Annotated in this window: 1 protein-coding gene; it reads right to left on the bottom strand. The window is 97.0% G+C overall.

Features of this window, described 5'->3' with window-relative positions; genetic code table 11:
• Positions 1-231, bottom strand: a 231-nt coding sequence (locus AC0L3D_RS37135; protein ID WP_473647592.1) for a hypothetical protein, incomplete at both ends; no start/stop codon positions are given.

Below are 231 nucleotides of genomic sequence, written 5' to 3' on the forward strand. Positions count from 1 at the left end.
ATGTGGCGGCGGGGGGGGGGGGGGGGGGGGGGGGGGGGGGGGGGGGGGGGGGGGGGGGGGGGGGGGGGGGGGGGGCGGGGCCGGCGGGGGGGGGGGGGGGGGGGGGGGGGGGGGGGGGGGGGGGGGGGGGGGGGGGGGGGGGCGGGGGCGCCCGGGGGGGGGGGGGGGGGGGAGCGGGGGGTGGTGGGGGGGGGGGGGGGGGGGGGTGGGGGGGGGGGGCGGGGGGGCGGG

The organism is Mesorhizobium sp. WSM4837, from assembly GCF_055811435.1.